The sequence below is a fragment of the Pseudomonas sp. FW305-96 genome (genome assembly GCF_058783825.1).
Genome location: NZ_JBYSYW010000015.1, coordinates 83,131 through 109,277 on the forward strand (window position 1 = coordinate 83,131; position 26,147 = coordinate 109,277).

30 protein-coding genes are annotated in these 26,147 nt (G+C 63.2%); 16 read left to right on the forward strand and 14 right to left on the reverse strand.

What is annotated here, in order from left to right:
* The first annotated feature begins 81 nt into the window (after window positions 1-81).
* The 3 genes from AC3WL2_RS13710 to sthA all read left to right on the forward strand — a co-directional run bounded on the left by AC3WL2_RS13710 (window position 82) and on the right by sthA (window position 4,326).
* Window positions 82-1,545 (forward strand): glyceraldehyde-3-phosphate dehydrogenase, encoded by a 1,464-nt coding sequence (locus AC3WL2_RS13710; protein ID WP_046856393.1) that lies wholly within the window; start codon window positions 82-84, stop codon window positions 1,543-1,545.
* A 148-nt stretch (window positions 1,546-1,693) separates the two neighbouring features.
* Complete coding sequence (locus tag AC3WL2_RS13715; RefSeq protein WP_371918080.1) at window positions 1,694-2,728, forward strand: FAD:protein FMN transferase; 1,035 nt, start codon at window positions 1,694-1,696, stop codon at window positions 2,726-2,728.
* Between the two features lie 203 nt (window positions 2,729-2,931).
* Window positions 2,932-4,326, forward strand: a complete 1,395-nt coding sequence (sthA, locus tag AC3WL2_RS13720; protein WP_023631920.1) for a Si-specific NAD(P)(+) transhydrogenase — start codon at window positions 2,932-2,934, stop codon at window positions 4,324-4,326.
* Between the two features lie 48 nt (window positions 4,327-4,374).
* Here sthA and AC3WL2_RS13725 read toward each other — a convergent pair whose 3' ends face one another.
* Together AC3WL2_RS13725 and AC3WL2_RS13730 are read right to left on the reverse strand one after the other, a co-directional pair.
* Complete coding sequence (locus AC3WL2_RS13725; protein ID WP_102683158.1) at window positions 4,375-5,091, reverse strand: glycerophosphodiester phosphodiesterase; 717 nt, start codon at window positions 5,089-5,091, stop codon at window positions 4,375-4,377.
* Window positions 5,092-5,121: 30 nt separating this feature from the next.
* On the reverse strand, window positions 5,122-5,706 hold the full coding sequence (locus AC3WL2_RS13730) for a PilZ domain-containing protein (RefSeq protein ID WP_102683159.1): 585 nt from the start codon (window positions 5,704-5,706) through the stop codon (window positions 5,122-5,124).
* A gap of 93 nt (window positions 5,707-5,799) precedes the next feature.
* On the opposite strand from AC3WL2_RS13730, the gene AC3WL2_RS13735 reads away from it, so the two are divergent.
* The 3 genes from AC3WL2_RS13735 (at window position 5,800) to AC3WL2_RS13745 (ending at window position 9,048) form a co-directional block, all read left to right on the forward strand.
* Window positions 5,800-7,050 (forward strand): lipoprotein-releasing ABC transporter permease subunit, encoded by a 1,251-nt coding sequence (locus AC3WL2_RS13735; RefSeq protein WP_102683160.1) that lies wholly within the window; start codon window positions 5,800-5,802, stop codon window positions 7,048-7,050.
* 7 nt (window positions 7,051-7,057) lie between these two features.
* On the forward strand, window positions 7,058-7,741 hold the full coding sequence (lolD, locus tag AC3WL2_RS13740) for a lipoprotein-releasing ABC transporter ATP-binding protein LolD (RefSeq protein WP_172670900.1): 684 nt from the start codon (window positions 7,058-7,060) through the stop codon (window positions 7,739-7,741).
* Window positions 7,742-7,803: 62 nt separating this feature from the next.
* Complete coding sequence (locus AC3WL2_RS13745) at window positions 7,804-9,048, forward strand: lipoprotein-releasing ABC transporter permease subunit (protein ID WP_102683170.1); 1,245 nt, start codon at window positions 7,804-7,806, stop codon at window positions 9,046-9,048.
* Window positions 9,049-9,149: 101 nt separating this feature from the next.
* Here AC3WL2_RS13745 and AC3WL2_RS13750 read toward each other — a convergent pair whose 3' ends face one another.
* A complete protein-coding gene (locus AC3WL2_RS13750; protein WP_102683171.1) occupies window positions 9,150-10,496 on the reverse strand; it encodes a heavy metal sensor histidine kinase in 1,347 nt (448 codons plus the stop codon).
* On the reverse strand, window positions 10,493-11,173 hold the full coding sequence (locus tag AC3WL2_RS13755; RefSeq protein WP_102683161.1) for a heavy metal response regulator transcription factor: 681 nt from the start codon (window positions 11,171-11,173) through the stop codon (window positions 10,493-10,495). The genes AC3WL2_RS13750 and AC3WL2_RS13755 overlap by 4 nt, the downstream gene beginning before the upstream one ends.
* A 158-nt stretch (window positions 11,174-11,331) precedes the next feature.
* Here AC3WL2_RS13755 and AC3WL2_RS13760 point away from each other — a divergent pair, with 158 nt between their 5' ends.
* Together AC3WL2_RS13760 and queF are read left to right on the forward strand one after the other, a co-directional pair.
* Window positions 11,332-11,850: a cupredoxin domain-containing protein gene (locus tag AC3WL2_RS13760; protein WP_102683162.1), complete on the forward strand. Its 519-nt coding sequence runs from the start codon at window positions 11,332-11,334 to the stop codon at window positions 11,848-11,850.
* A gap of 68 nt (window positions 11,851-11,918) precedes the next feature.
* Window positions 11,919-12,749, forward strand: a complete 831-nt coding sequence (queF, locus tag AC3WL2_RS13765; RefSeq protein ID WP_102683163.1) for an NADPH-dependent 7-cyano-7-deazaguanine reductase QueF — start codon at window positions 11,919-11,921, stop codon at window positions 12,747-12,749.
* Between the two features lie 119 nt (window positions 12,750-12,868).
* Here the strand turns inward: queF and AC3WL2_RS13770 are convergent, their stop codons facing one another.
* Both AC3WL2_RS13770 and pcrP read right to left on the reverse strand, forming a co-directional pair.
* The gene (locus tag AC3WL2_RS13770) at window positions 12,869-13,132 is read right to left on the reverse strand and encodes a DUF4404 family protein (RefSeq protein ID WP_031315272.1); all 264 of its coding nucleotides are present in this window, start codon (window positions 13,130-13,132) and stop codon (window positions 12,869-12,871) included.
* Between the two features lie 123 nt (window positions 13,133-13,255).
* Complete coding sequence (pcrP, locus tag AC3WL2_RS13775; protein ID WP_102684496.1) at window positions 13,256-13,807, reverse strand: HAD superfamily inactivated hydrolase PcrP; 552 nt, start codon at window positions 13,805-13,807, stop codon at window positions 13,256-13,258.
* A gap of 330 nt (window positions 13,808-14,137) precedes the next feature.
* Here pcrP and AC3WL2_RS13780 point away from each other — a divergent pair, with 330 nt between their 5' ends.
* Window positions 14,138-14,845 carry an MlaA family lipoprotein gene (locus AC3WL2_RS13780; RefSeq protein WP_102684497.1) on the forward strand — a complete coding sequence of 236 codons (708 nt, stop codon included), beginning with the start codon at window positions 14,138-14,140 and terminating at the stop codon, window positions 14,843-14,845.
* Between the two features lie 48 nt (window positions 14,846-14,893).
* On the opposite strand, the gene AC3WL2_RS13785 is transcribed toward AC3WL2_RS13780, so the two are convergent.
* A complete protein-coding gene (locus AC3WL2_RS13785; protein WP_102684498.1) occupies window positions 14,894-15,193 on the reverse strand; it encodes a PilZ domain-containing protein in 300 nt (99 codons plus the stop codon).
* A gap of 269 nt (window positions 15,194-15,462) precedes the next feature.
* Here AC3WL2_RS13785 and rssB point away from each other — a divergent pair, with 269 nt between their 5' ends.
* Together rssB and rssC are read left to right on the forward strand one after the other, a co-directional pair.
* The gene (rssB, locus tag AC3WL2_RS13790; RefSeq protein WP_102684499.1) at window positions 15,463-16,647 is read left to right on the forward strand and encodes a two-component system response regulator RssB; all 1,185 of its coding nucleotides are present in this window, start codon (window positions 15,463-15,465) and stop codon (window positions 16,645-16,647) included.
* A complete protein-coding gene (rssC, locus tag AC3WL2_RS13795) occupies window positions 16,644-17,126 on the forward strand; it encodes an anti-sigma factor antagonist RssC (protein WP_023631332.1) in 483 nt (160 codons plus the stop codon). Before rssB ends, rssC begins: the two co-directional genes overlap by 4 nt.
* 29 nt (window positions 17,127-17,155) lie before the next feature.
* Here rssC and AC3WL2_RS13800 read toward each other — a convergent pair whose 3' ends face one another.
* The 3 genes from AC3WL2_RS13800 to dusA form a co-directional block, all read right to left on the reverse strand.
* A complete protein-coding gene (locus tag AC3WL2_RS13800; protein ID WP_102684500.1) occupies window positions 17,156-19,009 on the reverse strand; it encodes an alkaline phosphatase D family protein in 1,854 nt (617 codons plus the stop codon).
* 191 nt (window positions 19,010-19,200) lie between these two features.
* The gene (gene tal / locus AC3WL2_RS13805) at window positions 19,201-20,121 is read right to left on the reverse strand and encodes a transaldolase (protein WP_102684501.1); all 921 of its coding nucleotides are present in this window, start codon (window positions 20,119-20,121) and stop codon (window positions 19,201-19,203) included.
* Window positions 20,122-20,333: 212 nt separating this feature from the next.
* Window positions 20,334-21,341, reverse strand: a complete 1,008-nt coding sequence (gene dusA, locus AC3WL2_RS13810; RefSeq protein ID WP_102684502.1) for a tRNA dihydrouridine(20/20a) synthase DusA — start codon at window positions 21,339-21,341, stop codon at window positions 20,334-20,336.
* A 4-nt stretch (window positions 21,342-21,345) separates the two neighbouring features.
* Here dusA and AC3WL2_RS13815 point away from each other — a divergent pair, with 4 nt between their 5' ends.
* The 3 genes from AC3WL2_RS13815 to AC3WL2_RS13825 all read left to right on the forward strand — a co-directional run bounded on the left by AC3WL2_RS13815 (window position 21,346) and on the right by AC3WL2_RS13825 (window position 23,253).
* Window positions 21,346-21,666 carry a hypothetical protein gene (locus tag AC3WL2_RS13815; protein WP_146022621.1) on the forward strand — a complete coding sequence of 107 codons (321 nt, stop codon included), beginning with the start codon at window positions 21,346-21,348 and terminating at the stop codon, window positions 21,664-21,666.
* 310 nt (window positions 21,667-21,976) lie between these two features.
* Window positions 21,977-22,471, forward strand: coding sequence for a hypothetical protein (locus AC3WL2_RS13820; RefSeq protein ID WP_146022622.1), 495 nt, complete (start codon window positions 21,977-21,979; stop codon window positions 22,469-22,471).
* A gap of 170 nt (window positions 22,472-22,641) precedes the next feature.
* Complete coding sequence (locus tag AC3WL2_RS13825; protein ID WP_146022623.1) at window positions 22,642-23,253, forward strand: M48 family metalloprotease; 612 nt, start codon at window positions 22,642-22,644, stop codon at window positions 23,251-23,253.
* A 401-nt stretch (window positions 23,254-23,654) separates the two neighbouring features.
* Here AC3WL2_RS13825 and AC3WL2_RS13830 read toward each other — a convergent pair whose 3' ends face one another.
* Window positions 23,655-23,897, reverse strand: coding sequence for a hypothetical protein (locus tag AC3WL2_RS13830; RefSeq protein WP_146023535.1), 243 nt, complete (start codon window positions 23,895-23,897; stop codon window positions 23,655-23,657).
* A 73-nt stretch (window positions 23,898-23,970) separates the two neighbouring features.
* Between AC3WL2_RS13830 and AC3WL2_RS13835 the strand changes: the two genes are divergently transcribed.
* Both AC3WL2_RS13835 and AC3WL2_RS13840 read left to right on the forward strand, forming a co-directional pair.
* Entirely contained in the window at window positions 23,971-24,297 is a 327-nt protein-coding gene (locus AC3WL2_RS13835) for a hypothetical protein (RefSeq protein ID WP_102684539.1), read from the forward strand.
* A 55-nt stretch (window positions 24,298-24,352) separates the two neighbouring features.
* Window positions 24,353-24,502, forward strand: coding sequence for a hypothetical protein (locus tag AC3WL2_RS13840; RefSeq protein ID WP_158247502.1), 150 nt, complete (start codon window positions 24,353-24,355; stop codon window positions 24,500-24,502).
* A 189-nt stretch (window positions 24,503-24,691) separates the two neighbouring features.
* On the opposite strand, the gene AC3WL2_RS13845 is transcribed toward AC3WL2_RS13840, so the two are convergent.
* The 3 genes from AC3WL2_RS13845 to AC3WL2_RS13855 all read right to left on the reverse strand — a co-directional run bounded on the left by AC3WL2_RS13845 (window position 24,692) and on the right by AC3WL2_RS13855 (window position 26,023).
* Window positions 24,692-25,081, reverse strand: a complete 390-nt coding sequence (locus tag AC3WL2_RS13845; RefSeq protein WP_146022624.1) for a hypothetical protein — start codon at window positions 25,079-25,081, stop codon at window positions 24,692-24,694.
* Window positions 25,082-25,369: 288 nt separating this feature from the next.
* Complete coding sequence (locus tag AC3WL2_RS13850) at window positions 25,370-25,639, reverse strand: DUF3077 domain-containing protein (RefSeq protein ID WP_102684504.1); 270 nt, start codon at window positions 25,637-25,639, stop codon at window positions 25,370-25,372.
* Between the two features lie 138 nt (window positions 25,640-25,777).
* Window positions 25,778-26,023, reverse strand: a complete 246-nt coding sequence (locus tag AC3WL2_RS13855) for a hypothetical protein (protein ID WP_102684505.1) — start codon at window positions 26,021-26,023, stop codon at window positions 25,778-25,780.
* Window positions 26,024-26,147: the final 124 nt, after the last annotated feature.

Sequence of the window (26,147 nt, forward strand, 5' to 3'; positions counted from 1 at the left end):
GGGGGCTGGCGCCGGCGACAGGCGCTCATTGCCCGATGCGCCGCGGGGCGTCATAATGTAGCCCCTTTTTTGTTCCCCTACATGTGGAAGGTTACCGTGACTCAGAAGCCCGACCAGTGTCTTGGTGAGTGGATCGATCGTGAAGCCCTGGCTGAAGCGATGATCCCGCTTATCGGTCAGCTCTACCGCAACAACAACGTGGTGAGCTCGATCTATGGCCGCAGCCTGATCAACCGTTCGGTTATCTCGATCCTCAAAGCACACCGCTTTGCCCGTCACCGTCAGACCGACGAGACCGAGCTGTCCGTCCACGAGACATTCCCCCTGCTCAAGGCCATGAGCGAGCTGAAGCTGGGCGCCGCCTCGGTGGATCTGGGCAAGCTGGCCAACAAGTTCAAGGTCGAAGGCAATGGCCGCAGCGCCGAGCAGTTCGTCCGTGACGAACTGGCCGACGTCGTGGGTCAGCAGAACGCTTCCGCACGCAAGGGCACCGACGTCGTGCTGTACGGCTTCGGCCGCATCGGCCGCCTGCTGGCGCGTATCCTGATCGAGAAGACCGGTGGCGGCGACGGCCTGCGCCTGCGCGCCATCGTTGTGCGCAAGGGCGCCGAGAACGACCTGGTCAAGCGCGCCAGCCTGCTGCGCCGCGACTCGGTGCACGGTCCTTTCGACGGCACCATCGTCATCGATGAAGCCAACAACACCATCACCGCCAACGGCAACCTGATCCAGGTGATCTACGCCAAGAGCCCGAGCGAAGTCGACTACACCCAGTACGGTATCAACGATGCGCTGATCGTCGACAACACCGGTGTCTGGCGTGACGCCGACGGCCTCGGCCAGCACCTGGCCTGCCCGGGCGCCGCCCGCGTGATCCTCACCGCACCTGGCAAGGGCGCGCTGAAGAACATCGTGCACGGCATCAACCACGGCGACATCAGCGCCGACGACAAGATCATCTCGGCGGCGTCCTGCACCACCAACGCCATCGTGCCGGTGCTCAAGGCCATCAACGACCAGTACGGCATCGTCAACGGCCACGTCGAAACCGTTCACTCGTTCACCAACGACCAGAACCTGATCGACAACTTCCACAAGGGCAGCCGTCGTGGTCGCGCCGCGCCGCTGAACATGGTCATCACCGAGACCGGTGCCGCGACCGCCGCCGCCAAGGCGCTGCCAGTGCTCAAGGGCAAGCTGACCGGCAACGCGATCCGTGTGCCGACGCCGAACGTTTCGATGGCCATTCTCAACCTGAACCTCGAGAAGGCCACCAACCGCGAAGAGCTGAACGAGTACCTGCGCCAGACCGCCATGCACTCCGAGCTGCACAAGCAGATCGACTACGTCAGCTCCCAGGAAGTGGTATCGACCGACTTCGTCGGTTCGCGCCACGCCGGTGTGGTCGACGCCGAGGCGACCATCTGCAACGACAACCGTGTTGTCCTGTACGTCTGGTACGACAACGAATTCGGTTACAGCTGCCAGGTGGTGCGCGTGATGGAAGACATGGCCGGTGTGAACCCGCCAGCGTTTCCACGCTGATCCGCTTGTAATGCGTTGAGAAAACGGGAACCTTCGGGTTCCCGTTTTTTTGCCTGATAACTGCTGTGCCTGTACCGGCCTCATCGCCGGCAAGCCGGCTCCCACAGAGGCGCTGGCGCCGAGCCTTTTGTGGGAGCCGTTGCCGGCGATGAGGCCAGTGCAGTCTCCTGAGAGCTCTCGTTTGCGCGCGATACTACTGTTGTCCATCCTTACGCTGCTTTCGGCCTGCAAGCCAACCCCGACCCTCGAGCGCTTTGGCGGCCCGACCATGGGCAGCAGCTACAGCATCCAGTACGTGCGCCAGCCCGGCGGCCCGGCGCCGGAGCAGGTGCAGGCGGCGGTCGAAAGCATCCTGCAGGCCGTCGACGCGCATTACTCCACCTACCGCGGCGACTCCATCGTCAGCCGTTTCAACCAGTTGCCGGCCAATCAGTGCCTGCCCATCGATGCCGACATGCTGGAACTGGTTACTTTCGGCCAGCACCTGGCCGAACAGAGCCAGGGCGCCTTCGACCTTACCGTCGAGCCGCTACTCGACCTCTGGGGCTTCGGCCCGCAGGCCCGCGAAATGCAGGTGCCGGAGCCGCAGGCGCTGGCCAGGGCACGCCTGCGCGTGGGTTACCGCCACTTGCGCCTTGAGGGCGAGGCCCTGTGCAAGGACGCCGCCGTCGAGCTGGATTTCAACAGCATCGCCGCCGGCCACGCCGTCGACCTGATCGCCCAGCGCCTGCGCGCCATGGGCATCGACAACTTTCTTGCCGAGGCCACCGGTGAGTTGAAGGCCGTGGGCCGCAAGCCCGATGGCAGCGCCTGGCGGGTGGCCCTGGAACTGCCGCGCGAGGATCGCCAGATCGCCCGCCAGGTCATCGACGTGCAGGACCTGGCCGTGTCGACCTCGGGTGACTACCGGCATTATTTCGAGGACAATGGCCGGCGCTATTCACACACCTTCGACGCCCGCCTCGGGCGCCCGGTTGCGCACGACCTGGCGGCGGTGACGGTGCTCGACGCTTCGGCGCTGCTGGCCGACGGCTACTCGACCCTGTTGTTGATCCTCGGGCCGCAGCAGGGCTGGGATTTCGCCATCGCGCACGGTATCGCCGCAGTACTGGTGACCCGGGTCGAGGGTGGTTTCGTCTCTCGTTCCACGCCGGCCTTCGAGCAGCGGGTGAAAGGCAAGTGAAAGGCAAGCCACGGATGATCGAAGCCAGGGAAACGGTGAAACGACATGTAGTGCAGGCAATAATGGCCTACGACGCGACCAAGGGTTAATGTGCGCGGCGTTCACGCTTGATTAGACTGCACCCGAATTTTCTCATGGCGCCCCGGCGACATGATCGCGCCCCGCGGCCATCCGGCCGGCGGGCCAGTTCTGAAGGAGTACGCATGGCTGTCTACAACTACGACGTAGTGGTGCTGGGTTCCGGCCCGGCCGGAGAGGGCGCGGCAATGAACGCCGCCAAAGCAGGGCGCAAGGTGGCCATGGTCGACAGCCGTCGCCAGGTCGGTGGCAACTGCACCCACCTGGGCACCATCCCGTCCAAGGCGCTGCGTCACTCCGTGCGGCAGATCATGCAGTTCAACACCAACCCGATGTTCCGCGCCATCGGCGAACCTCGCTGGTTCTCCTTCCCTGATGTGCTCAAGAGCGCCGAGAAGGTCATCAGCAAACAGGTCGCCTCGCGCACCGGCTACTACGCGCGCAACCGCGTCGATGTGTTCGTCGGCACCGGCAGCTTCGCCGACGAGCAGACCGTCGAAGTGGTCTGCCCCAACGGCGTGGTCGAGAAGCTCAACGCCAAGCACATCATCATCGCCACTGGCTCGCGCCCGTACCGTCCGGCCGACATCGACTTCCACCACCCGCGCGTCTATGACAGCGACACCATCCTCAGCCTCAGCCATACCCCGCGCAAGCTGATCGTCTACGGCGCCGGGGTGATCGGTTGCGAATACGCCTCGATCTTCAGCGGCCTGGGTGTGCTGGTGGAACTGGTCGACAACCGCGGCCAGCTGCTGAGCTTCCTGGATTCGGAGATTTCCCAGGCGCTGAGCTACCACTTCAGCAACAACAACATCACCGTGCGCCACAACGAGGAGTATGACCGTGTCGAGGGCCTGGACAACGGGGTGATCCTGCACCTGAAGTCGGGCAAGAAGATCAAGGCCGACGCCTTGCTGTGGTGCAATGGCCGTACCGGCAACACCGACAAGCTGGGCCTGGAGAACATCGGTATCAAGGTCAACAGCCGCGGCCAGATCGAGGTCGACGAGACCTACCGCACCAGCGTGCCGAACATCTACGGTGCCGGTGACGTGATCGGCTGGCCGAGCCTGGCCAGCGCCGCCCATGACCAGGGCCGTTCGGCGGCCGGCAGCATCGTCGACAACGGCAGCTGGCGCTTCGTCAACGATGTGCCGACCGGCATCTACACCATTCCGGAGATCAGCTCGATCGGCAAGAACGAGCAGGAACTGACCCAGGCCAAGGTGCCCTACGAAGTGGGCAAGGCCTTCTTCAAGAGCATGGCCCGCGCACAGATCGCCGGCGAGCCGCAAGGCATGCTGAAGATCCTGTTCCACCGCGAGACCCTGGAAGTCCTCGGCGTGCACTGCTTCGGCTACCAGGCCTCGGAGATCGTCCACATCGGCCAGGCAGTGATGAACCAGCCGGGCGAGCAGAACAACCTGAAATACTTCGTCAACACCACCTTCAACTACCCGACCATGGCCGAGGCCTATCGGGTAGCCGCCTATGATGGTCTGAACCGGCTTTTTTGAGCGGCTCCGACCGGTGGCCTGAGCCGGTCGGGGAGACCGATTTCAGCCCTACCCGAGGGTGGTCCTGGCCAAACCGGGAAAGTCTGTAATCAGGCTGTCCACGCCAAAGTCAGCGAGCCGGCGCATCAGTGCCGGTTCGTTGACCGTCCACACCGACACGTGCAAACCCTGGCGCTGCGCCTTGATCAGGCGCTCGGGGGTGCACAGCGTCCAGTTCAACGCCAGCATCTCGCAGCCGTAGTTCTGCGCGACCTTCAACGGGTCGAGCCAGGCGTACTCGGCGACCAGCCCGCGTTTCACGTCGGGCACCAGCTCCTGGGCGGCGCCGAGCACTTCCCGTGAGCTCGAGGTGATGGTCACCTTGTCCAGCAGGCCGTGCTGCAGGGCCAGTTCGCGGATCGCCAGCACCGTGCTGGCGGCGCGGGTGCGCGAGGCGCTCTTGACCTCCAGTTGCCAATGCTCGAACGGGCACTTCTCGAACAGTTCCTCGAGCCGTGGGATGTGGCAGGGCTGTACATGGCCCGGGCCTCCCTTGCGGGCGTCGTAGGTCACCAGCTCGGCGGCGGTGTGCTCGACCACCTTGCCGCGCCTGCCGGTAGTGCGCTTGAGGCTCGGGTCGTGGATCACCATCAGCTCGTTGTCGGCCGACAGGTGCAGGTCGAGTTCGCAGCGGTCCACGCCATGGGACAGGCACTGGCGGAAACTCTGCAGGGTGTTCTCGGGTGCTTCGCCCTTGGCGCCGCGGTGGCCATAGATCAGGGTCACGTTCGTTCCTTCAAATCAGGGAAAAAGGGCTTATGCGTCCGGCTCGTTCTGCTCCAGCGCCTGGCGCCGTTGCTGTTGCTGGCGCTGCAGGATGTAGCGGGCCAGGAGCTGGCGCTGGGCGTCGGTCATGTCGATGAATTCGGTGCCGACCTCGAAGTCGCCGTCCGGGCGCGGGTCGCAATGGGTGACCCGGCCGCGCAGCAACAGGCCATGGGCACGGGGCATCAGCACCATCTTCACCTTGACCCGGGTGCCGGGCGCGATCTTCTGCGCCTGGGCGAACTCGATGCCGCCTTCGGAGATGATCACCGGCATCGGCTGGCCGATTTCGCCGATCAAGGTTTGCGCGACCACGGCGCTCAGCAGGTCGAGGCGTTTGTTCTGGGCGCGCAGGAAGGCGGCCAGGGTGCGGTCCTTCTCGCTCAACTGGCGCAGCAGGTGTTGCGACTCGAAGTCGGACAGGTGCAGTTCGCTGAGCAGGTTGAACAGCTCCGAATCATCCTGCAACAGTTCTGTCTCAAGGGCTTCGGCCGCGCTGAGGGGGCTGATTTGAAGTGCGATCCGATCTTCGATGCGGTAGTATTCGCGGCGATCTTCTTCGTCTAATGTCGTCATGGCGAACCCAAGGTTACGGCGGTGGTCCGAGTGTAAAGCCGCCGTAGGCGCCTCGCCACAAGGACGTTCCCTTTCATCCGAACAAGCCCCGACATGTTCAGACCTCTATTCGTATTCATTGGTACGCGCTACACCCGTGCCAAGCGCCGCAATCACTTCGTCTCGTTCATTTCGCTCACCTCGATGATCGGCCTCGCCCTGGGCGTGTTGGTGATGATCGTGGTGCTGTCGGTGATGAACGGGTTCGACCACGAGATGCGTACCCGCGTGCTGGGTATGATCCCCCACGCCACGTTGGAGACCGGTCAGCCGATCGACGACTGGCAGGCCCTCGCCTCTAAAGTAAAGCAGAATCCGCAGGTGCTGGCGGTCGCGCCCTTCACCCAGATGCAGGGCCTGCTGACCCATGGGGGCAAGGTGCAGAAGGTGCTGCTCAACGGCATCGACCCGGCCCGCGAGCGCGAGGTGTCGATCATCGACAAGTTCGTCCTCGACGGCAGCCTAGACAAGCTGGCGCCGGGCGAGTGGGGGATCATGATCGGTGACAAGGCCGCACAGAAGCTGGGCGTGGCCATCGGCGACAAGCTGACCTTTGTCGCCCCCGAGGTCAGCGTGACCCCGGCGGGGATGTTCCCGCGCATGAAGCGCTTCACCGTGGTCGGCACCTTCCATGTCGGTGCCGGCGAGATCGACGGCTACCTGGGCCTGACCAACATTGCCGACCTGTCGCGCCTGCATCGCTGGAAGGCCGACCAGGTCCAGGGCGTGCGCCTGAAGTTCGACGACCTGTTCCAGGCCCCCCGCGCCACCTGGGCCATTGCCCAGCAGCTGGGCGAGCAGGAGTACTACCCGCGGGACTGGACCCGCACCCACGGCAACCTGTACCAGGCAATCCGCATGGAGAAATCCATGATCGGCCTGCTGCTGCTGCTGATCGTCGCGGTGGCGGCGTTCAACATCATTTCCACCCTGGTGATGGTGGTCAACGACAAGCGCGGCGACATCGCCATCCTGCGCACCCTGGGTGCCACGCCCGGGCAGATCATGGCCATCTTCATGGTCCAGGGCACGGTGATCGGCGTGGTCGGCACGCTGATAGGCGCGGTGCTGGGCATCCTCGGCGCGCTCAACGTGAGCGCGGCCATCGCCGGCATCGAAGCCCTGATCGGGCACAAGTTCCTCAATGCCGACGTGTACTTCATCGATTACCTGCCGTCGCAGATCCAGGCCCAGGACGTGTACATGGTCTGCGGTGCGGCGCTGGTCCTGAGTTTCTTCGCCACCCTGTACCCGGCCTGGCGCGCCTCGCGCACCCAGCCTGCAGAGGCGCTACGTTATGAGTGAGTCGCGCATGAGTGATAAAGCCGTGTTGAGCTGCCGCAACCTGGGCAAGAGCTACGAGGAAGGCCCGGAGTCGGTGCAGGTGTTGTCAGGGTTGAACCTTGAACTGCACCCGGGGGAGCGGGTGGCCATCGTCGGCAGCTCGGGTTCGGGCAAGAGTACGCTGCTCAACCTGCTGGGCGGTCTCGACACGCCGACGCAGGGCAGTGTCTGGCTGGCCGGCGAAGAGCTGTCGGCACTGGGCGAGCGGGCCCGCGGCCTGCTGCGCAATCGCGCGCTGGGCTTCGTCTACCAGTTCCACCACCTGCTGGCAGAGTTCACCGCCCTGGAGAACGCCTGCATGCCGTTGCTGATCGGCAAGACCCCGATCAGCGAGGCCCGCGAGCGCGCCGAGGCGCTGCTCAAGCGCGTCGGCCTGGGCCACCGCCTCAATCACAAGCCGGCCGAGCTGTCCGGTGGTGAGCGCCAGCGCGTGGCGATTGCCCGCGCCCTGGTCAACCGCCCGGGCCTGGTGATGCTCGACGAGCCCACCGGCAACCTCGACCACCATACCGCCCAGGGCATCCAGGAGCTGATGCGCGAGTTGTCGACCCACTCGCAGACCGCCTTCCTGGTAGTGACCCACGACCTCAACCTGGCGCGCCAGATGGACCGTGTGCTGAGCCTGGAAGACGGGCACCTGGTGGCGATCTGAGTCGCTTGCGCGGGGCCCCGTGAGGCGGCCCCGGTTCTTTTTCTACTTGGGTGTTCCCGTTCATGTTCAGACCCTTGTCCTTGTTCATCGGTGCCCGCTACACCCGTGCCAAGCGCCGCAACCACTTCATCTCGTTCATCTCCATGACCTCGATGATCGGCCTGTCGCTCGGCGTGCTGGCCATGATCACGGTGTTGTCGGTGATGAACGGCTTCCAGCGCGAGATGAGTTCGCGGGTGCTTGGCCTGGTGCCACACGCTGCGATCCTCGGCGCGCAGCCGTTGGACGACTGGCGCACGGTCGCCGCCGCCGCCGAAGGCAATCCGGCGGTGATGGCTGCCGCGCCGATCACCGAGATGGAAGGCATGCTCTCGTACAAGGGGGCGATGCAGCCGATCCAGGTCGCCGGCATCGATCCGACCGAGGAAGGCAAGGTCTCCATCGTCACCCAGCACATCGTCCAGGGCAGCTTGCAGGCATTGGTGCCGGGCGAGTATGGCGTGGTCATCGGTGAATTGACGGCGCGGCGTTTTCGCCTGAACACCGGTGACAAGCTGACCCTGATCGTCCCGGAGATCAGCAAGGAACCGGGCGGCATCACTCCGCGCATGCAGCGCCTCACCGTGGTCGGCATCTTCAAGGTGGGTGCCGAACTGGATGGCTCGCAGGCCTACATTCACGTCGCCGATGCCGGCGAAATGCAGCGCTGGGCACCGGGCCAGGTGCAGGGCGTGCGCCTGAAGCTGCATGACCTGTATGCCGCGCCACAGGTGTCCAAGGCCATCGCCGCGGGCCTGGGCGAAGGCTACCGCGCCGATGACTGGTCGCACACCCAGGGCAGCCTGTTCAGCGCGATGAAGATGGAAAAGACCATGATCGGCCTGCTGCTGATGATGATCATCGCCGTGGCCGCGTTCAACATCATCGCCACCCTGGTGATGGTGGTGAACGACAAGGGCGCGGACATCGCCATCCTGCGCACCATCGGTGCCACGCCGGCGCAGATCATGGGCACCTTCATGGTCCAGGGCAGCTTGATCGGCATCGTCGGTACCTTGCTTGGCGGTGTGCTGGGGGTGATCCTGGCGCTGAACGTCAGTGCGGTGGTCGGTTGGCTGGAGCGAGTCAGTGGCCAGCATATCTTCACCTCCGACATCTACTTCATCAGCAGCCTGCCGTCGGAGCTGCAATGGGGCGATGTGGCGATCATCTGCGTGGCGGGGCTGGTGATGAGCTTCCTGGCGACGATCTACCCGGCCTACCGCGCCTCGCAGATCGAACCGGCGATGGCGTTGCGTTACGAGTAAGGCATGGCGCCCCTTTCGCCGGCAAGCCGGCTCCCACAAAGTACAGGCTTGCAAGAGCCCTGTGGGAGCTGGCTTGCCAGCGATGGGCTGTGTAGCAGCCCCTATTCGGACAACTCGATCACAAACCGCGTCCAGCCATCCGCGCACTCTGCCCTGATGCGTCCCCCATGTGCCTGCACGATCGAACGGGTGATCGCCAGCCCTAACCCCGCATGCTCGCTGCTGCCTTCCTGGCGCGCCGGATCCGCCCGGTAGAAGCGGTCGAACAATCGCTCAAGCAGTTGCGGCGCAATCGCCGGCCCGGTGTTGGCCACCACGATGCGCAGCCCAGGCTCCAGGCTTACCCTAATCTCACCCCCGGCGGGGGTGAAGCGCAGGGCGTTGTCCAGCAAGTTCGATAGCGCCCGGCGCAGCATGTGCCGGTCGCCCTTGGCATGGGCCTGGCCCTCACGCAACAAACGCACCTCGACGTCCTCGGCCAGCGGCGCGTAGTACTCCAGCAACGCATCGGCCTCCGTTGCCAGGTCCAGCGCCTGGCGGCTGGGCATCAGCAGGCCGTGGTCAGCCTTGGCCAGGTAGAGCATGTCGTTGACCAGCTGGGCCATCCATTGCAGCTCCTCGAGGTTGCCGTGCAGGGCCTCGCGGTACTCCTCGAGGCTACGCGGGCGGGTGAGGGTGACCTGGGTGTGGGTCAGCAGGTTGGACAGCGGCGTGCGCAGCTCGTGGGCGATGTCGGCGGAGAACGCCGACAGGCGCTGGAAGGCATCGTCCAGGCGCTGCAGCATGGCGTTGACGGTGCCGGCCAGCTCGGCCAGTTCCTCGGGCATCTCGGCAGCCGGCAAGCGCGTGGTCAGCGAGCCGGCGGTGACGCTGGCGGCCACCTTGCCCATCTGCCGCAGCGGTTTCAGGCCGCGGCGTACGGCCCAGGCGCCGAGCAGCGCGGTGGCCAGCGCCGACAGGCCGACGGTGAGCCAGATCAACCGCTGCATGCCTTGCAGGAAGTGCTGGTGGTGGGTGATGTCGAGGAACAGGGTCAGTTGTGGCGAAGCGGGCTGGCCGTCGACCAATGGCGCGCTGAGGCTGCGGTAATCGACCCCGTGGCTGTGCAGCGTGGCCAGGCCGGCAGGGGTGGGGGCCTGCGGCAGCTCGCCCCGGCTGGCGAACCACGGCTCGCCGTCGGCGCCGCGCACACGCAAGGCCAGGTCGGACTGGTGGCTCAGCTCGTTGAGCAGCGCCGGCAGACGCGTGGCCAGTTGCTGCTGGGTGGTGACACCGGCAAGCAGGCTGCTCATCAGCGAAAGCCGGCCACTGAGCAGTTGCTGGTCGAGTTCGACGAAATGCTGCTCGCTGGCGCGGTTGAACAGCAGGCCGGCGCCCAGCGACACGGCTGCGGTGCAGGCGGCGAACAGCAGCGCCAGGCGGCTGCCCAGGGACAGGCGGCGCATCAGTCGTGGCGCTCTTCGAGCACGTAGCCCATGCCGCGCACAGTGTGGATCAGCTTGGCGGCATGGCTGTCGTCGATCTTCAGGCGCAAGCGGCGGATGGCCACCTCGATGACGTTGGTGTCGCTGTCGAAATTCATGTCCCACACCTGCGAGGCGATCAGCGACTTGGGCAGCACCTCGCCCTGGCGGCGCAGCAGCAGTTCGAGCAGGGCGAACTCCTTGGCGGTCAGGTCGATGCGCTGGCCGGCGCGCTCGGCGCGGCGGCGAATCAGGTCCAGGCGCAGGTCGGCCAGGGCCAGGCAGGTATCCTGGCTGGCACTGGCGCCACGGCGCAGCAGGCTGCGTACACGGGCCAGCAGTTCGGAGAAGGCGAAGGGTTTGACCAGGTAGTCGTCGGCGCCCAGCTCCAGGCCGTGCACGCGGTCCTCGACGGCATCGCGGGCGGTGAGGAACAGCACCGGGGTGTCCAGCCCGGCCTGGCGCACCGCCTGGAGGATCTGCCAGCCGTTGCGCCCCGGCAGCATCACGTCGAGGATCAGCAGGTCGTGGTCGCCGCTCAGGGCCAGGTGCTGGCCGGTGTCGCCATCGCTGGCCAGTTCGGTGGCGAAGCCGGCCTCGCTCAGGCCCTGGCTCAGGTACTGGCCGGTCTTGGCCTGGTCTTCGACGATCAGCAGTTTCATGTGTTTACCAACGGTTCGGGCCAACGTGATGCCGAAATGATACGTGACGATCTGGCGGCCTGCCCAAGCTGACAAAGTTGTAATCTTCCCGTCAGCCAGCTGCCAGCCAGCCTTTTCGACAATGGTGCCATCTTCGCTGCATTGATCTGGAGTCACCCATGAAACACCTGTTCCTCACCGCCGCGCTTGCCCTGACCAGCCTGCCCACCTTCGCTGGCGAAGCCAAACCCTTCGCTTTCGGCGAGCCGGCGCCGGCAGCCAAGGCCACCCGCACTGTCGAGGTGGTGCTCAAGGACATCGCCTTCGAACCCAAGAGCATCAAGGTCAAGGCCGGCGAAACCGTACGTTTCGTGCTGGTCAATGAAGGTAAGCTGCCCCACGAGTTCAACCTGGGCGACAAGGCCATGCACGCCGAGCATCAAAAGGAAATGGTCGCCATGCAAGGCAAGATCTTTACCGCAGGCATGAATCACGAAGGCATGGATCATGGCCAGATGGATCACAGCCAGATGATGGGCGGCGGCCATGGCCACGACGCCGGCAACACCGTGCTGGTGCAGCCTGGCCAGCGCGCGGAGCTGACCTGGACCTTCCGCAAATCGGCGCCCATCGAGTTCGCCTGCAACGTACCGGGCCATTACCAGGCCGGCATGGTCGGGCCGCTGACCATCGAGTGACAACGGCTCCAAGGCGGGAGGCAAAACCGGTAGACTAGGGGCAATTTCGAACCTTCAGGTCAGTTTCCATGCATCCCGCCGCCGAACACTCCCCGCTGGGCAAGTCCAGTGAATACATCGCCACCTACACCCCCTCGCTGCTGTTCCCCATCCCGCGCCTGGCCAAGTGGGCCGAGCTGGGTGTCAGTGGCGACGCGCTGCCGTGGCAGGGCGTGGATTTCTGGAACTGCTTCGAGCTGTCCTGGCTACTGCCTTCGGGCAAGCCGGTGGTGGCCATCGGCGAGTTCGCCATCCCTTGCGACTCGCCGAACATCATCGAGTCCAAGTCCTTCAAGCTGTACCTCAACTCGCTGAACCAGACCGTGTTCGCCTCGGTGGCCGAGTTGCAGGCGTGCCTGGCGAACGACTTGTCTGCCGCTGCGGGCAAACCGGTCGCGGTCAAGGTCAGCACCTTGGCCGAGGTCGAAGGCCAAGGCGTGAGCGCCTTGCCGGGCCAGTGCATCGATGCGATGGATGTGAGCATCAGCAATTACGAGCAGCCGCAGCCTGAGTTGCTGCGCTGCGCTGCGGATCGCGTGGTGGAAGAGACCGTGCACAGCCACCTGCTCAAATCCAACTGCCCGGTTACTGGCCAGCCGGACTGGGGCAGCGTGGTGGTGGAATACAAGGGGCGGGCGCTGGACCATGCCAGCCTGCTGACCTACCTGATCAGCTTCCGCCAGCATGCTGACTTCCACGAGCAGTGCGTGGAGCGGATCTACCTGGACCTGAAGAACTTGCTCAAGCCTGAGCACCTGACGGTGTATGCACGGTATGTGCGCCGGGGGGGGCTGGATATCAACCCGTACCGCAGCACCGGGGCGATCAACCCGCAGAACCTGCGGTTGGTGCGGCAGTAATGTAACCGGGCCGCGAAGCGGCCCATCGCCGGCAAGCCGGCTCCCACAGAGAGCAGATTGGCGCAATCCCTGTGGGAGCCGGCTTGCCGGCGATGGGCTGCAACGCAGCCCCGTTGGGTTCAGATCCCCATGCTGTGCAGCGAGTTGGCAATGCTGCGCAGGGTGGCGGTAAGGTCGGGGTGTTCGGCCTCGAAGCGTTCGATGGCGAGGTTCACGCCGTCGACGAGGTTGTTGTCCGGGGTGGCTTCCTCAAGCTTCAGCTGGGCCTCGATCTGCCTGGCTTCTTCATGCAGGCTGGCCAGCTCCTCTTCCGAAAGCGGCACATTGCGATCCAGTTGCTCGCGCAGGCTATTCAGGCGCTCTTGCAGTTCGCGGGCAGGCATTGTTCTTACTCCATCAATGACTTGGCAAGGCATGGACCTCAGCGAAGCGGCAAAGGTTCGGGCCTGACTTCTAGCGTAATCCACCTGCCGGCGCTTTGCATGACCCGTATCAACGGGGATGTATCAGGGTTTCTCGCCTTTTTGCCGGCGCTGGGCGATATCCGCGAGGCAGGCATCAAGGGATTCGAGGTGGTCAATCACCGAGTGCACGCCCAGGCCGAACAGCGCCAGGGTGGCCTTGCCGCGGGCCAACTCCTGTTCCTGCCGGCTCAGTGCCTGCCATTGCGCCGAGCCCTGAGCGCAGGCCGCAAGCCCCACCGTCCACAGGCCAGCATTGAGCCCCGACTGCAACAGCAGCGGCTCGCCACTGACCAGCACGCAGCCGTCCAGGCGCTGGCTTTGCAAGTTCATCAGCGCCTGCCAGCAGGCATTGGGGGTGGGCCATTTGCTGCCATTGGCGCAGTGGCCCGGCAGCCAGTCGGGCAGCACGCTGCTCAGGCGTTTGCCCAGGGTGGCGCTGAGTTCGTCGAGCCAGATGCACGGCACCTGCTGCGAGCGCAGGCGAAGCAGGGAATCCAGGGCGCCGGGGGCGGGCAGGGGGCCGCTGTCGGTCGCCTGTACCAGGCAGCCGCGCAGGCCGAACAGCACAGCGGTGAAGGCGGGTGCGTCTTGCATGGCAGCGTCCCTAAATAACCCGCAGGCTATCCAGCGATTGTTACCGACGGATGACGGCCAGGGTCTGTACGAAATGTGTCTGCGCGAAGGCCAGACAAGGCGAAACGGGGGGAGGAAGCGCAGTGTACTGGAGTACATGAGCATTCCGAGCCCCGTTTCAACGCCGCATGGGCGAGTGCAGATACATGTCGTACAGAGCCTACAGTTGTTCACAAATTCTTGACGCTGATATGTAAAACTATCGTTCGGCCAGCAAGCCAGTATACTTGCGCCCTATCGAGCAGCGTGCCAAAGGCCGTTGCCGCCGTGAAATCCGATGGAGAAACATCTATGCGTAGGATCGGTGCCGGAGTGATCGAGCGAGTCACCCAGGCCTGTGTCTGCGCCAGCTTGCTGCTGGCGCCCGTGGCGGCTACTCAGGCGGCCACGGAGGAGGATCCCTGGGAGGCTGTGAACCGGCCGATCTTCAGGTTCAATGACGTCCTCGACACCTATGCCCTCAAGCCGTTGGCGCAGGGTTATCAATACGTCACCCCGCAGTTCCTCGAAGATGGCATCCACAACGTCTTCCGCAACCTGGGCGACGTCACCAACCTGGCCAACAACGTGTTGCAGCTCAAGCCCCGTGCGGCGGGCGTCGACACGGCGCGGCTGATCGTCAACACCACCTTCGGCCTGGGTGGCTTCTTTGACGTCGGCACCAAGATGGGCCTGCAGCGCAACGATGAAGACTTCGGCCAGACCCTCGGCTACTGGGGCGTGCCCAGCGGGCCGTACGTGGTCATCCCGTTCCTTGGCCCAAGCACCGTACGCGACGGCCTGGCCAAGTACCCGGACACCTACACCGAACCCTACCGCTACATCGACCATGTGCCGACGCGCAACTCGATCTTCGCCCTGGACGTGATCGACACCCGCGCCAGCCTGCTGTCGGCGGAGAAGCTGATGCAGGGCGACAAATACATCTTCCTGCGCAACGCCTACCTGCAGAACCGCGAGTTCAAGGTCAAGGACGGCGAGGTCGAAGACGACTTCTGACACTGCTTACGCAAAAGGCGACCCTCGGGTCGCCTTTTTCGTAACAGTTCAATGCATGGCCAGGATGCGCAAGCCGAATCGCTGCGCACCGCCTGGCTGGTCGGCGATCCACACCACTTCGGTGCTGGCATGCAGCCCCGCCAGAGCCGTGTGGTCGGAGTCGATGCGTACCTCAAGGCGGTCGCCCACCTGGAAACGCTGCGGCGCCTGCACCTGCATGCCGGTGCTGGAGAGGTCGATGCACACAGCGCTGATCACCTGGTCGGCCTGCAGCAGCTGGACCTCGGCATCGATACGCATGCGAATGAAATCACGTTTTTCGCTGTAATCCACGGGGTGCTGGGACATGCTTGCATCCTTTCGTCAGGTTGCGCTGCTCCACATTCTTATAACGCCGGGTGATTTGCCCTGTAAAGTGCAGGGAAGTCTACTTGCCCATGCTTGAAACGCCAGGCGGATGGGAGTACCGTCAGCGCCTTACAGGGCACCTCGCTATTTGCCGGACCAGTCTTCTTGTCCTACAACTCAAGTAGAGAGTGGCTAGAGAGCATTCCAGTAGCCGTCTGTCGGTTCTCCACAGCCGCTACGCCAACCCAAATCTGGCGCCGTTCGCCCACATGCAGAAACCCAGTGCAACGCTGCTGATCATCGATGACGACGAGGTGGTCCGTGCCAGCCTCGCCGCTTATCTGGAAGACAGCGGTTTCAGCGTCCTCCAGGCCGGCAACGGTCAGCAGGGCCTCCAGGTCTTCGAAGCACACCAGCCCGACCTCGTGATCTGCGATCTGCGCATGCCGCAGATGGGCGGCCTCGAACTGATCCGCCGGATCAGCGAGCTCGCGCCGCAGTTGCCGGTGATCGTGGTGTCCGGTGCCGGCGTGATGAGCGACGCGGTCGAAGCCTTGCGCCTGGGCGCGGCGGACTACCTGATCAAGCCCCTGGAAGACTTGGCCGTGCTCGAGCACTCGGTGCGCCGCGCGCTCGACCGATCGCGCCTGGTGCTGGAGAACCAGCGCTACCGCGAGAAGCTCGAAGCCGCCAACCGCGAACTGGAGGCCAGCCTGCACCTGCTGCAGGAGGACCAGACCGCCGGGCGCCAGGTGCAGATGAACATGCTGCCGGAAAACCCCTGGGTGGCCGGCGATTTCGCTTTCGAGCACCAGATCATCCCGTCGCTGTACCTGTCGGGGGATTTCGCCGACTACTTCCGCGTGGACGACCGGCGCATTGCCTTCTACCTGGCGGACGTGTCCGGCCATGGTGCCTCGTCGGCGTTCGTCACGGTGCTGCTCAAGTTCATGACCACGCGCTTGCTGTTCGAATTCAAGCGTGGCGGCAAGATGCGTGAGTTCAAGCCTTCGCAGGTGCTCAGCCACATCAACCGCGGCCTGATCAACTGCAAGCTGGGCAAGCATGTGACCATGGTCGGTGGGGTCATCGACGAGGACACCGGCCTGCTCACCTACAGCGTCGGCGGCCACTTGCCGCTGCCGGTGCTGTATACCCCGGGCCAGGCCCGCTACCTTGAAGGCCGTGGCCTGCCGGTGGGGTTGTTCGATGAGGCCAGCTACCAGGACCTGGTGCTGGAACTGCCAGCGCAGTTCAGCCTCACCCTGATGTCCGATGGCATTCTGGACCTTTTGCCCGGGGACACACTCAAAGATAAGGAAGCTGCCTTGCCGGAAATCGTCAAGGCGGCGGGGGGCAGCCTGGAGGGGCTGCGCCAACGATTCGAATTGGCTACGCTTGGGGAGATGCCGGATGATATCGCCCTATTGGTGTTGAGCAGGAACCTTGAATGAGTACTGGTAGAATCCAGTTCGCCGAGCAAAGCGGGACCTTCGTTCTGAAATTTGTCGGTGAAGTGCGCCTGACCCTGTGTTCGGCACTGGATGCGACGATCGAGAAGATCTTCACCGCGCTGAACTTCTCGGCGATCGTCATCGACCTGACCGAAACCGAAAGCATCGACAGCACCACCCTGGGCCTGCTGGCCAAGCTGTCGATCCTGTCCCGGCAAAAGGTCGGCCTGTTGCCGACCGTGGTTACCACCAACCCGGACATCTCCCGGCTGCTGCAGTCCATGGGTTTCGACCAGGTGTTCAACATCGTCGACCGCCCGGTGCCGTGCCCGGAGTGCCTGACCGACCTGCCTTCCCAGGACCAGGACGAAAGCGTGGTGCGCTCCAAGGTGCTGGAGGCGCACAAGATTCTCATGGGCTTGAACGACTCCAACCGCGAGGCGTTCCATGATCTGGTGAGCGCGCTGGAAAGATCCTGACCCCATCGCGGGCTTGCCCCGCGATGGCTTCAGTCCTTGATGAACGCCGTAGCCGGCGAACCGTCGGCATTCAACTGATACACCCGCGCCGGCCGCCCCTGGTCATCGAAGAACACCTGCCCCAGCCCCGCGCTGTTCCACAGCCGTTCCCCGGCCTTGCTGCGGCTGGGCGTACGCGGCACCACTTCCATCTGCCGACGCTTGGTAAACCAGTTGAGTGGCGAACGCGGCGAATACAGCCAGCGGTTGAGCCGGTCGAGCACATCCAGCAGGCGCCGGGGGAACTCGTTCTTGATCCCGCTGCTGGTCACCTGCCACAAGTGCGGGCTGCGCTGGCGATGGCGGATCAGCACTTCGTAGACGAATGAGTAGTGCACGTCGCCCGACAGCACCACGTAATGCCCCGGCGTGCGCGAGTGGCGGAAGATATTGAGCACCACCTGCGCCGCGCCCCGGTGCGCCATCCAGTTCTCGGCATCGACCAGCAATGGGTAGCCCAGGGCGCTGAACACCCGTTGCACAGTCTCGATCAGCTTGACCCCGAAGATCGGTGCCGGCGACACGATGATCGCCGAGGGGTGATCGAGCAGCGCCTGCTGCAGCTCGCTCAGCGCCTCCCAGTCGAGCAGGCCCGAAGGCTTGGCCAGATTGCGCTCGCTGCGCCAGCGCCGGGTGCGGGTGTCCAGCACCAGCAGCGGCGGGTTGCTCGGCAGCGCGTATTGCCAGCCCTGGAAGTGCAGCAGTTCGCCAATCAGTTCATCCCGCGCCTCGCCTATCTGCCGGCACCGTCGGGCCAGCGCCGCGCAGCCGTCCGGGTCGTTGCCCCAGCCCTGGCACAGCAGGTAGCCGAGCAGGGCGTTGCCGATGATCCGCCGCGAGAACGGATGGCCGTAGGCGGTCTGTTCCCACTGCGCCGACAGGTTCCAGTCATCGGTGATGTCGTGGTCGTCGAAGATCATCAGGCAGGGCAGGTGGGCCATGACCCGCGCTACCTGGCCGAGGCCGTCGCGAAAGGCCTCGATCAGCGGCAGCTCGTGGCGGTAGCGGGCCTGGCGCTTGTCGGTGAGGCCGGGTGGCATCTGCATGCCCACCAGCGACCAGGGCAGCGGCGACCAGACGAGCAGGTACATGGCCATGACTTCGGCGAAGGTCACCAGGTGGTTGTCGGCGTTGCTGGAGGAGAAGATCGGCTTGCGCTTGCCGCCGAAGAAGCGCTCACGCAGGGTCTCGTTGCCTTCCTGGGCCGGCAGCAGGTCGGCGCGGTGGTAATAGCAGGCCGGGTGCCGGTACAGCGCGGCGCCGCTGTCGACCAGGGCGCCGTCCAGCGCCTCGTCGAACAGCCCCAGGCGCTCGATCAACCCGTGGATGGCACGCAGCATGGGGCCGGCGACATCGTCGGCATAAACCTGGTCGCCGCTCATCAACAGTACGGCGGGGCGCTCCTCGGGGTGCGGGCCGGCGGCCAGCAGGCGGTCGGCGCACAGCAGGCCGTCGGCAGCCGGATGATGGGGCTTGCGGCACGAGCCGTGGAGCACCTGGTCGAGGCGCTCGCGCAGCACGAAGCTGGGGCGGCTGGCGCCGGGGTAGAGCAGGTGCGGGGCCCAGTCGGCGATGCCCTGGCCGTTGGCCAGGCGCAGGTCGTATTCGAGCGCCACGTCGCTGGGTAGCGGCTGCTCGAAGTGGATATCCAGCAGGTGGATGAAGGCGTGGGTACCGACCGGGATCATCTCGCAGTGCACAGTGGCGCCGATGCCGGCCTGATCCAGGAGAAATTCGGCTTGCAGCGGTTGCGAGCCGACCAGCCAGATGGCCAGGCGTTGGGGTTCCAGGCGACGGAGGATGGGGCCGGCGAGGACAAGAGGGAGTGAAGCGGTGGCGGGCATGGATGGCTCAGGTTCGTGTGATGCTGATGGCCCTATCGCGGGGCAAGCCCGCTCCCACAGGGAATGCGTTATTTTCATCGGGGGAGCGGGCTTGCCCCGCGATGGCGTCATCGGCCACCCCAACGAAAAACGGGCGGGAAATGCTCTGCATTAACCGCCCGTCGATCAAGCCGAAGATGTATCAGGCTTTGTCAGCCAGCCATCAGCGCTTCCAGCTTCTCCTGGTCGCGGGCGAACTGGCGGATGCCTTCGGCCAGCTTCTCGGTGGCCATGGCGTCTTCGTTCATTGCCCAGCGGAACTGGCTCTCGTTCAACTGCTGCCTGGCCTCGCCGGCATTGCCCGGCTTGAGGATGCGCGGCAGCGCGCCTTGGTCGTCCGACAGCTGCTGCAGCAGCTCGGGGCTGATGGTCAGGCGATCGCAGCCGGCCAGCTGTTCGATCTGGCCGATATTGCGGAAGCTCGCGCCCATGACCACGGTGTTGTAGCCATTGGTCTTGTAGTAGTCGTAGATGCGCGTGACCGATACCACGCCCGGGTCCTCGGCGCCGACGTATTCCTTGCCGGTGCTCTTCTTGTACCAGTCGTAGATGCGCCCCACGAACGGCGAGATCAGGAACACCCCGGCGTCGGCGCAGGCCTGGGCCTGGGCGAAGGAGAACAGCAGGGTGAGGTTGGTCTGGATGCCTTCCTTCTCCAGTTTCTCGGCGGCGCGGATGCCTTCCCAGGTAGAGGCCAGCTTGATCAGCACGCGGTCTTTCGGCACACCGGCCGCTTCATACAGCTCGATCAGCTGACGGGCCTTTTCCAGCAGCGCTGGCTCGTCGAACGACAGCCGCGCGTCCACCTCGGTGGAGATGCGCCCCGGAATGACCTTGAGAATGCCCGAGCCCACCGAAACCGCGAACTTGTCGCAGGCCAGGTCGACATTGCCCTTGGCGTCGGCCTTGACCTGCTTGAGCAGGTCGGCGTAGCCCGGGATGGCCGCGGCCTTGAGCAGCAGCGACGGGTTGGTGGTGGCGTCGACCGGCTTGAGTCGGGTGATGGCGTCCAGGTCGCCGGTGTCGGCGACCACGGTGGTGAACTGCTTGAGTTGTTCCAGCTTGGAGGTCATGGGCGTGCTCTGTCCTGTGCAATGACTCGACATTACCCGAGCCCCGACAGCCACTCAAGGCCCGTCGCAGGCGTATCGGGAAAGCCCTCGCAGGCAGCGCGATCCTTCTATAGGCGCGTGCTTGCCCGCGTCGGGCTGAAAGCAGTCCCGGCTCACGCCGGACCTGCAGCAAAAGGCATTGCCTTCGAGTGCCAACCCCGCCTCAGGTTCCCTCAGCGCCCTTGCAGCAGCTCGGCGGCCTGGTCCAGCACCTTCAGCGGCTCGCTGGCCTTGTGAATGTCCGCCGACAGCAACTGGCGGAAGCGCCGCGCCCCCGGGAAGCCCTGGCCCAGCCCGAGGATATGCCGGGTGATATGGTGCATCGCGCCACCGCTTTGCATATGCGCGACGATATACGGGCGCAGCTTTTCAATGGCCTCGGCCCGGCTGACCACCGGCGCCGCGCTGCCGAACAGCTGCTGGTCGACCTCGGCCAGCAGGTACGGGTTGTGGTACGCCTCGCGTCCCAGCATCACACCGTCGAAGGTCTGCAGGTGGGCGCGGCACTCGTCGAGGGTCTTGATGCCGCCATTGAGCACCAGTTCCAGGTCGGGAAAGTCGGCCTTCAGCTGCGCCGCCACGTCGTAGCGCAGCGGCGGGATCTCGCGGTTTTCCTTGGGCGACAGCCCTTCGAGGATGGCAATGCGCGCATGCACGGTGAAGCTGCGGCACCCGGCGTCGCGCACCTGGCCGACAAAGTCGCACAGCTCGGCGTAGCTGTCGCGGCCATTGATGCCGATGCGGTGCTTGACCGTTACCGGAATGCTGACCGCGTCCTGCATGGCCTTGACGCAATCGGCCACCAGCGCCGGGTGGCCCATCAGGCAGGCGCCGATCATGTTGTTCTGCACCCGGTCGCTGGGGCAGCCGACGTTGAGGTTGACCTCGTCGTAGCCGGCGTCCTCGGCCAGGCGCGCGCAGGCGGCCAGGTCCGTCGGCACGCTGCCGCCCAGTTGCAGGGCCAGCGGGTGCTCGGAATCGTCATGGCGCAGGAAACGCTGGGCGTCGTTGTGCAGCAGGGCGCCGGTAGTGACCATTTCGGTGTAGAGCAGGGCGTGCTGGGAGAGCAGGCGCAGGAAGAAGCGACAGTGTCTATCAGTCCAATCCATCATCGGCGCCACGGAGAAGCGGCGGGATGGCTCGGGGCGTGATGCAGTGGGGGTAGCGGCTTGAGAATGCATAGGTGTGGGGCACGAACTCAGCGAAGCCAGACGGCAGGGGGCGCTGGCAGGCAATGTGAAGAATGAATGGTTGCCAGTTTACCAAGCATGGCGGGATTCGTCCGAACTGATCGGCGATAAGCCGCTGTTATGCATCGGCATCGGAAGCCACGCCAACTCGTTTTCCATGCAACGCCTTGAATGCTGCTCCGATGTGCCAGGTTTGGGGGCCGATTGGAATGGCATCCTGCGGATCTGCGTGAGGCTAGATCTGTGTCGTAATACCTTCGATGGCGAGCAATTGCTGGGCATTTTCGAGTTGCCTGCGGGTACCCTTCAGCCATAAACGGCCTGTTCCCGCTAGAAGGAACAAGGTGTCGGGATAGGAGTAGACGAGTTTCTGCCGTAGCTTGATCACGGCAGCTTTGCTTTCACGAGAGAGCGAAGCTGCCAGCACATAGATCTTCCCCGCAACCGGCTCATGGCCTGGCTGGCGATGGTACAACCTCAGTACTGGCTCACGAGCGTTGTCGCAGCGCAGCCAGAGCTCATTTCGAGTTGGAGGGTGGCGAGTTGCCTGCATTGGTCTAGCTTTCAGGGTAGCCAGCGAAACGGCAGTAGGCTGAGACCTATAGTTAAGCTAGGGAGCAATAATAATGAACAAGAGACGCATTGGTTTAATGGTCGGCTGGTTGGTTATTGTGACTTCATTGTTTTTTAATGCCGCCAAAGCGGACCCTAGGCCCGTGTTAGCGGGAATGATTCAGCAGTTGCAGACCGGTACACCCAACCAGATGTGGTATGGGCCACAGCTCTGGCAAACAATTGCGATGCAGACCGGCAATAGTGGATACTATCCAGCCCTGGCTGCGCTGGGGCCAGTTACCAATATTACAGTTATCGGTTCTCAGGGGCTGCCGGGTGGAGCAATTTTTAATCTTGTTGCTACACATCAAGGCGGTCAGTCAACGTGGTTTATGGGCATTGGCGCGCTGAGTAACAGAATAGAGTATGCAAATTTCAACATCGGCGCGAACTTACCATCGCAACCAATTCCAAACCCCACCCCAACGCCCACCGCTACGCCCTCTACACCGACTAGCCCCTCTAATGACGGAGGAGCCTGCTCAATGTATCCCGACTTGTGTTAGTAGAGGGTAGAATCATGCTAACAAGACGCCGGACTGTCCTGGGAGGGTTGCTTACTATCGTCTTTAGTTATGTTAATTCCTCTCGTTGCCTTGCAGAACATGGGGGAGATCATTATCACGGATGTTTTATAACTGCGCCACAAGCTCGGCAGCTTTTGGGGAGCAGCGAGGTGCGCTCGTTTAATCTAGGAACAGAACCCATACGGCAGTCAGGCAATAGGGCGTTTGATAGGGCTCTGGCACATACGCTAGCCAAGCTTGCCAATACCTTTGGCGTCTTGCCAGGCTTTGCCTATTATGCTGACGGTTCTGAGCACAATGCATTTGCAACCCCTGCTCAGCTGTTAGAAAAAACCGACGGGACAGTGATGTTTGGTCTTGGCATGCTGCAGAGGCTAATGTCGGGTAATGATCATCCTGAGCTGTCTGTGGCTGCAGTTTGTGCGCATGAATTTGGCCATATCTATCAATATAAACATGGCTTGATGGATGTGGTGAATGCTGGAGCTGCAACGGTTAAGCGGTCTGAGCTGCAGGCGGACTATTTAGCTGGGTTTTTCGCTGGGCTTAGAAAGCGAGAAAGGCCTGAATTTCCGGCTGCTGTCTTTGCCCAGACACAGCACAACTTCGGGGATAATATGATTGATCATCCATCCCACCACGGCACGCCAGACGAGCGTGCAGATGCAATTGTGGCGGGGTTCCATTTTGCAATGAATGGAAACTCTCTAGACCAAGCTGCGGATGAAAGCACTCGGTATGTAATGCGTCTAAAAGGTTAAAACTTGTTAGTGTTTTTTAAAGCTCCGCCACAACGGAGCTTTTCGAAACTTGTAAAAAACCATACCAGTACCACTGGTCGGACGCTCCTGCTGCTGCCTGGGAAGCTGGGAGGCCGGTTCGGCGCGTGGTGCGGTGGGGTAGCGGCTTGAGAATGCATAAGTGTGGGGCACGAACTCAGCGAAGCCAGACGGCAGGGGGCGCTGGCAGGCAATGTGAAGAATGAATGGTTGCCAGTTTACCAAGCATGGCGGGATTCGTCCGGTTTGATCGGCAATAAGGTGCTGGCCGGTGCCTTACGCTGAACGCGTACACCGGTATTTCGCGCCACCGGTCGCATGGGCTGCTCTTCCTCTTGCCAATGATGACCAATGGGTAGGGCAAAGCAAAACAGGGGATTGCATCATGACTGACGAGGCGCAACGAAATAATCGCGCTGGAGCAGGCGCTTTTCGCGTTGCTGGCTGCCGGCGCTGTCCGGGGCATCCCTCCCAATGATCTGCGTCTTCATGCCATCGGAGGGCTGCTTACCGGTGCTCGATGGAAGTGGATCGATGAAGCGCACGTTGGCGCCACGATCAATGAGCTCCAGCAGGCCATGCGGGTTTTTCCGGAGTGAATTCGTCGAATGTGTCAGGTTTTCCAAACAACTGGATAGCCGGCATAGAGCCGCTTCGCTATCTGTGCCTTACTTAGATCTCATGCTGACGGAGGACGCGATGAGATCGAGAGGCCAGACCTACTGGAATTGGGCGGACGCCCAGCTGCACAGTCGTTCACATACCGAAGTGCTCGAGTCCGGGTTGACCATTGATGTTCAGGTCCGACTTTCCCGTGTGGGTGCCACTCAAATGTTCATTGGAATCTATGGGCCGGACGGCGCTTGCCTCCATGAGGAAGCGCACAAGGCGAGGCCAGGCCAATCCATGACCACAGCGATGCTCTGGGGTGTTGCGCTGGCACGCGACATGGGGGCGTCCTATGCGGTGCCGGGGCCTGACGCCAAGGCGACCGGCGGCGCGACGGAAAATCGAACGAGCCCGTGAGCCTCTTTCTCAAATCAGGTGTGGTATCCAGCAATTCCTTCCGAGGTATGCAGCGATGAGCACCGATCCGAGAGAGCAGGGCGGCACCAACCCAGACGATCCCACGACGCCTGACCCAGTGGAAGACGATCCGCTCATGGATGAGGAAGACGAGGGCATGGGACAGCAACGCAATCCAGACGACCCGGCGCGCACGCCTGAGTGAGCGGGATTGTTGAGCCAAGCCCGGCTTCGTGCTGGGCTTTTGGTATTTAGACGGCTCGCTTACTGCGTTTCGGCTCCGCTCTGTGAATCAGCGGCTCGCCTTCGTTTAGTACGTTCACAATCCTGAAGCTCTGACGCATCGTCCCGATGCTGTTTGCATCGGGGTATGGGCAGGCAGATCTGCTGGCTTTCAGCCCAGGCGTGGGCGCGTGCAGAATTGCCTGAGGAAGTTTTGATTGTGGGACAAGTGGTCACCGTAATAGGAGACCACATCACCAATAACCATGAACGGTGTAAAGCCCTCGTAGCCGCCTTCCGCCCCGCGGAAGTTCACATAGCCACAAACGCCTTCGTACTGTTTACCGCTGGCGTAGGCTGCCTTGAATTTGTACAGCGTTTCGAACTTCGCCGAATCCGGGTCGGCAATATGCTTGAGCAGCTTCTGTTTGGCATCGGCCATTTCAGCTTTGCTTGCAGAGGCATGTTCGACGGTGGGAGGGGTTGGGGGCGCTGGCGGCTCGGGGAGCATGCAGCCTGCAAGCGAGAGCGTAAGCCCGGTGATCGAGAGTGCTTTGAGCATTTTCCAATTCCTTTTGGCTGCCGCTCCAGCCAGACCTGAGGCGGTAGATAACCTTGCCTCAAGCAGTGCGCTGGAGGCGGGTTCATGAACTAACGCGTTTTGCGCTGTACGTCGCTGAGCGCGGGTGCAGTGTAGTCCAAGAGTTATCCCAGTGCGTCGCACCGGGCTTGCCTGCCAGCGATGGCGCCGACTTGAGGTCGGCGCGGTTGGGTGGGAGCCGGTTTGCCGAACGATCCTTGGTGGTGCCCCACATCCTGGCTTATGGCACCGACCGGATAGTCGTTTTTCCTAGCGACTCATCCCCAACTCCGCATCGTCCATCAATGCCTTGGCCAACGCGCTCAGGTAATACGACGCCCAGAGCAGTTGGGGCTTTTCCTCCATGATGCCGGTGATGGTCAGGTCGCGTACGCAGCCCATCAATTCCGAAGCCTGGTCCCGCGCATGCTGGCAAGGGATGCCGGGTTCGATGCAGAACAGCGGGTCGGTCTGGCCTTCGCCCTGGTAGAACTTGGTCTTGCCCACGGTGGTGTGGGGCGGGGTGGTATCTGTGGTCATCGTTGAATCTCCCTGAAGGGTTCTGCTGCCTGGCCTGGCGCTATCGCGGGGCAAGCCCGCTCCCACGTCGGGACGCAATGGCGTGGGAGCGGGCTTGCCCCGCGATGACGTCAGCTCAGGCGCCACATGCCTTGTGGTCTAGTGCAACGTACGCGGTTGAGCGTTCGGCATTTGCACCTGAATCAATGCCGACTCAAGCAGCACGCGCAGTGCCTCCATCTCATGCATGGAGGCCAGCATCAGAATCGAGGCGGGTGCCTTGGGCTGCAGCAGCACAGCCTGATGCGCCACGCTCTGCGCGCACAGGGCGTACTCGGTGGCCTGGATAAGGGTGTCTTCGAGAGAGTGGTGGTTGTGGGGTGGATCGGGAACGATCTTTAGCATGGTGATTTACCGTTGACGGTGCCACCACCAGCCTGCTGTCAAACAGAAAGGCGGCAGCTGTACGTGGGTTGACAGACCGGCGGTAAATCACGCAAAAGTTCCGGCGCACGCAAGCGTGCCCACA